At 63.7% G+C, this 5,006-nt stretch carries 6 protein-coding genes; all 6 read left to right on the top strand.

Translation table 11 applies throughout. The annotated features are described in order from the left end of the window. Window positions 1-1,483: phage tail sheath family protein (locus tag VFW93_RS16245; RefSeq protein WP_329695005.1), on the top strand; the 1,483-nt coding region annotated here is incomplete at its 5' end. 32 nt (window positions 1,484-1,515) lie between these two features. Further along, window positions 1,516-1,950 (top strand): phage tail protein, encoded by a 435-nt coding sequence (locus VFW93_RS16240; RefSeq protein ID WP_290676741.1) that lies wholly within the window; start codon window positions 1,516-1,518, stop codon window positions 1,948-1,950. A 9-nt stretch (window positions 1,951-1,959) separates the two neighbouring features. After that, complete coding sequence (locus VFW93_RS16235) at window positions 1,960-2,400, top strand: phage tail protein (protein ID WP_329695004.1); 441 nt, start codon at window positions 1,960-1,962, stop codon at window positions 2,398-2,400. Window position 2,401: 1 nt separating this feature from the next. After that, window positions 2,402-2,563, top strand: a complete 162-nt coding sequence (locus VFW93_RS16230; RefSeq protein WP_329695003.1) for a DUF5908 family protein — start codon at window positions 2,402-2,404, stop codon at window positions 2,561-2,563. Next, complete coding sequence (locus VFW93_RS16225; RefSeq protein WP_329695002.1) at window positions 2,563-3,231, top strand: hypothetical protein; 669 nt, start codon at window positions 2,563-2,565, stop codon at window positions 3,229-3,231. Before VFW93_RS16230 ends, VFW93_RS16225 begins: the two co-directional genes overlap by 1 nt. A 74-nt stretch (window positions 3,232-3,305) precedes the next feature. Next, window positions 3,306-4,997, top strand: coding sequence for a type VI secretion system tip protein VgrG (gene vgrG, locus VFW93_RS16220; protein ID WP_329695001.1), 1,692 nt, complete (start codon window positions 3,306-3,308; stop codon window positions 4,995-4,997). Window positions 4,998-5,006: the final 9 nt, after the last annotated feature.

Here is a 5,006-nt window from a genome sequence, read left to right as displayed (position 1 = left end):
GAAGGCGGCGCTGGCCCAGTGCGGCAAGCTGGGTGACCGGGTCGCCTTGATGGACACGGTCTACTACGACAACAAGACCGCACACGCCACCGCCGTGGAAGACTTCCGCAGCAAGGTGGGCATCAACAGCCTGAAGTACGGTGCCGCCTATGCGCCCTGGTTGAAGATCAACTATCCCAAGCAGATCGGTTACGCTGATCTGACCAAGCCCGCCACCAAGCTGTACAAGGGCTCGCAGCCGGTCGAGCTGGCCACGCTCACGTCCGAGCAGGCCATCAAGGACAAGCTCGGCCGCCTGGACAAGGTGCTGGCGGACGTGCCCGTCATCAACACGGCCAAGTCTGGCTTGTTCGACCCCGAGACCAGCTTCTCGGCCAAACAGGACGCGCTCCTGCTGGCCTACAAGGGCGCCAAGAACGCTGGCAACACGCAGAACCTGTTCGACTTTCTGCTGAAGGCGGCGCGCGCCGTCGATGGTCTGGTCACGGCTGCTGTCAAGCTGACCTGCCCAGAGCTGATCACCGTGGTCAATGGCCAGATCACCGATGTGCTGGTGCCCGTGTTCAAGCCCCTGCTGGCGATTGAAAAAGAGCTGGACAACGAAGAGCCGAGCTACGCCTTGCAGCAGGATCTGGGCACCAAGCCCTCTGCGCCGGCCTGGGGCAATACCTTCAGCGCCGTGGTGGCCAGCAATGGCAAGATCCCGACCGCGCCGGGCACCACCGCTGCGGCCAAGTTCGATGCCACGCAGCCCACCGTGCTGGCGGCCCTGGCTGCGGTCGGCACCGTCCTGGCACAGATCTCGGCCGCGGCTGACACCTACCGCAGCAACGACGAAGCCTATCTGGGCGAGAACTTCAGCCTGTACCGCTCGATCTTGCGTGGCGTGAACAACGCGGTCACCGTGTGCCCGCCGTCTGGTGCCATCGCCGGCATCTATGCCTTGGTGGACAACCAGCGTGGCGTATGGAAGGCCCCGGCCAACGTCAGCCTCAATGGCGTGCTGGCCCCCACCTACCTGTTCGACAGCGACGACACCGACAACCTCAACATCGACGCCAACTCCGGCAAGTCGGTCAATGCGATCCGCGCCTTTGCGGGCAAGGGCACGCTGGTCTGGGGCGCGCGCACCCTGGCCGGCAACGACAACGAGTGGCGCTATGTCTCGGTGCGCCGCTTCTACAACATGGTCGAAGAGTCGGTGAAGAAGTCCACCTACTGGGCCGTGTTCGAACCCAATGACGCCAACACCTGGGTCAAGGTGCGCGGCATGATCGAGAACTACCTCACGCAGAAGTGGCGCGAAGGGGCACTGGCTGGCGCCAGCACCAAGGATGCCTTCTTCGTGCGTTGCGGTCTGGGCACCACGATGAGCAGCCAGGACATCCTGGAAGGCCGCCTGATCGTCGAGATCGGCATGGCCGTGGTCCGCCCGGCGGAATTCATCATCCTGAAGTTCTCGCACAAGCTGCAGACCTCCTGATCCCACACTGAAAAACATCCGAAGGAATCGACATGCCCGGACAATATCCCTTGCCCGTCTTCCACTTCTCCGTTCAGTGGGGCGGCAACCGCCTTGGCTTCTCCGAGGTGACAGGTCTCACGCAGGAAAACCAGGTCATCGAATACCGCGACGGCTTCTTCCCGGAGTACTCGTCCATCAAGATGCCCGGCCTGCGCAAGTTCAGCAACATCACGCTCAAGCGTGGCGTGGTCAAGTCGGACAACGACTTCTACAAATGGCTCACCACCATCAAGCTCAACACCGTGGAGCGGCGTGACCTCACGATCAGCCTGCTCAACGAATCGCATGAGCCGGTGATGGTCTGGAAGATCCACAACGCCTTCCCCGTCAAGGTGGAAGGGCCGCAACTCAAGGCGGCGGCCAACGAAGTGGCCATCGAGTCCATCGAGATCGCCCACGAAGGCATGGAAGTGCAGAACGACTGATAGCGGCCCATGTACACACCGCCAGTTGGCTTTCATTTCAAGGTCGAGGTACTGGGGCTGGCGCCGTCGGACAACGATGTGCGCTTCACCGATGTGGGCGGTCTCACCGTGGACCTGGCCACCGAGGAGGTGCCGGAGGGCGGTGAGAACCGCTACATCCAGCGCTACCCCGTGCGTGCCAAGTACCCCGATCTGGTCCTCAAAAGGGGCTTGATGAAACAGTCCGCCATCTGGGACTGGGTGAAGCAGTGCATCGAGACGCTCACCATCGAACCGCATGACGTGAACGTGACGCTGCTCAACGAGTCGCACCAGCCTTTGATGACCTGGCACCTCGTGGGCGCCTATCCGGTCAAGTGGGCGGTGAGCGACCTCAGCGCCACGGCCAATGCCTATGTGGTCGAGTCACTGCAGCTGGCCTATCAGTACTTCACGCTGGACAAATCCTGACATGCCCATCATCGTTGACGAAGTCGTGATCTCGGTCGAGGTCGACAACCAGGCCGCCGGCGGCGGCGGTGGCGCTGCGTCCGGCACCGAAGACAAGCAGGCCCTGGTGGCCGAGTGCGTCGAGCGCGTGCTGGAGATCCTGCGCGAGCAGAAGGAAGCCTGATGAGCAACTCCGGCCAACTCGAGCGGTTGTTGATCCAGGCTTTCACCAAGCCGGATTACAGCGGCTCGGCCATCGACACCTTCGAGGCCTATGTGAACCCGGCCGAACTGACCCTGTCTTACGAGATGGAGTACGACAGCGCCCAGGGTGCGGGCACCACGGCCAGCCGCATGGACTTCAAGAAGATCAAGCCCGGTGACCTGAGCCTGACCTTCTTCCTCGATGGCACCGGTGCCAATGGCCGCGCGCTCGATGTGCAGCAGAAGATTGCTTCATTCCAGACGGTGACGGGCTACAACGGCGACATCCACCGCCCCAACTTCCTCAAGGTGGCCTGGGGCAAGATTGCCGTCAAGCGCTGCGTGCTCAAGAGCGCGTCCATCGTCTACAAGCTGTTCAAGCCCACGGGCGAGCCTTTGCGTGCGGTCATCACGGCGGTGTTCACGGATTCGTCCGATGACCAGACCCGCGTGGCCCTGGCGCAAGACTCCTCACCTGATCTGACCCATGTCCGCGTGATCAAGGCCGGCGACACCCTGCACGGCCTGTGTCACGCGATCTATGGCGACCCCTGTTACGCGCCCCGCGTGGCCCGCGCCAACGGCCTCAACGGCTTTCGGCAACTGCCGGCCGGCACCCGCGTGGTGTTCCCTCCGCTGGAGAAATAGCCATTCCCGCGCCACGCACCCTCCCCACACAGGCCGAACAGCGCGAGTTCACCGTCAAGGTGGGCGGCACGGCCGTGCCCCGCACGCACCAGCTGCTGGCTGTCAGTGTGGTGAACACGGCCAACCACATCGCCTCGGCCCGCCTGGTCTACCGCGATGGCACGGCCGACGCGAGCGATTTCACGCTCAGCAATGACAGCCTGTTCGTGCCCGGCGCCGAGATCGAAATCCAGGCCGGTGCAGGCTCCCAGGTGGATACGGTGTTCAAGGGCATCGTGGTGCGCCAGCGCCTGAAGGTGCGCGAGCAATCGGCCTCGCAGCTGATCGTCGAGTGCCGCCACAAGGCCGCCAAGCTCACGCTCAAGCGCCACAGCGTCAACCACCTGGACAAGACCGACAGCGACATCATCACGGCCCTGCTGGGCGAAGCCAGCATCAACGCCACGGTCGAATCCACCAGTTACCAGCACAAGCACCTGGTGCAGTACGACACCACCGATTGGGACTTCCTCGTGACCCGTGCACAGGCCAATGGCCACCTGGTGCTCACACGGGGCGCCGACATCGAAACCCGCAAGCTGGCGTTGCAAGGCTCCCCTGTGGCCACGCTGCAATATGGCTCGACCCTGATCGAGCTGGACGCCGAGGTCGATGCCCGCGAGCAGACCAAGGCCGTGAAGACACTGACCTGGAACGCCGCCGATCAGGCCGTGCACACCATGGACGGCACCGCGCCCTCTTTCAACGGCCCAGGCAACCTGAGCCCCGATGACCTGGCCGATGCCGTGGGCGTGAGCGAGCTGGAGCTGCGCCACGCCATGCTGTCTGACGACGAAGCGACGACCGCCGCCGACGCCCGCTTTGCCACCGCCCGTCTGAACAAGGCCACCGGCCGCGTCAAGTGCGATGGCCTGGGCCAGGTGCAACCTGGCGATGTGGTGGAGCTCGCTGGTGTGGGTGATCGTTTCAACGGCCAGGTGCTGGTCACCGGTGTGCGCCACGAGATGGACCTGGTGCAAGGCTGGAAGAGCCACCTCCAGTTCGGTGGTGTGCCGGAAGACCCCGAACGCCGTGCGCGCCTGGAAGCCGCTCGCACCCCCAGCCTGCTGGCGCCCGTGCATGGCCTGCAGATCGGCATCTGCACCGACAACGAAGACCCCGACAGCGAGTTCCGCATTCGCGTCAAGCTGCCCCTGGTGGACAGCAGTGATGGCGTCTGGGCCCGCCTGGCCAGTCTGGATGCGGGCAAGGACCGCGGCTTCGTGGTGCGCCCCGAGATCGGCGATGAGGTGGTGGTGGGCTTTCTGGATGATGACCCCCGCTCGGCCGTGGTGCTGGGCATGCTGCACAGCAGCGCCAAACCTGCCCCGATTGCCGGCAGCAACGACAACCACGAGAAGGCTTTCGTCAGCCGCAGCGGCATGAAGGTGCACTTCAATGACGACAAGATCGTGATGACCTTGTCCACGCCCGGTGGCCACAGCTTCGTGCTGGATGACGACAAGGGCGCCATCACCCTGACGGACAGCAACGGCAACACCCTCGTGCTCGACGACAAGGGCATCACGGTGGAGAGCTGCAAGGACCTCAAGGTCAAGACCGCGGCGGACACGGCCTATGACATCGGCGGCAAAGGCGAGTTCAAGACCAGCACCGATTTCAAGGTGGAAGCCGGTGCCCAGCTCAAGCTCAGCGGCAGCGCCGGGGCCGAGCTGCAAAGCGCGGCCACCACCAAGGTCGTGGGCTCGCTCGTGCAGATCAACTGAGCCACACCA

The sequence above is a fragment of the Aquabacterium sp. genome (genome assembly GCF_036279675.1).
GTDB lineage: Bacteria > Pseudomonadota > Gammaproteobacteria > Burkholderiales > Burkholderiaceae_C > Aquabacterium.
The sequence above is the reverse complement of the archived record's forward strand: the minus strand, read 5'-3'. Positions and strand labels throughout refer to the sequence as shown.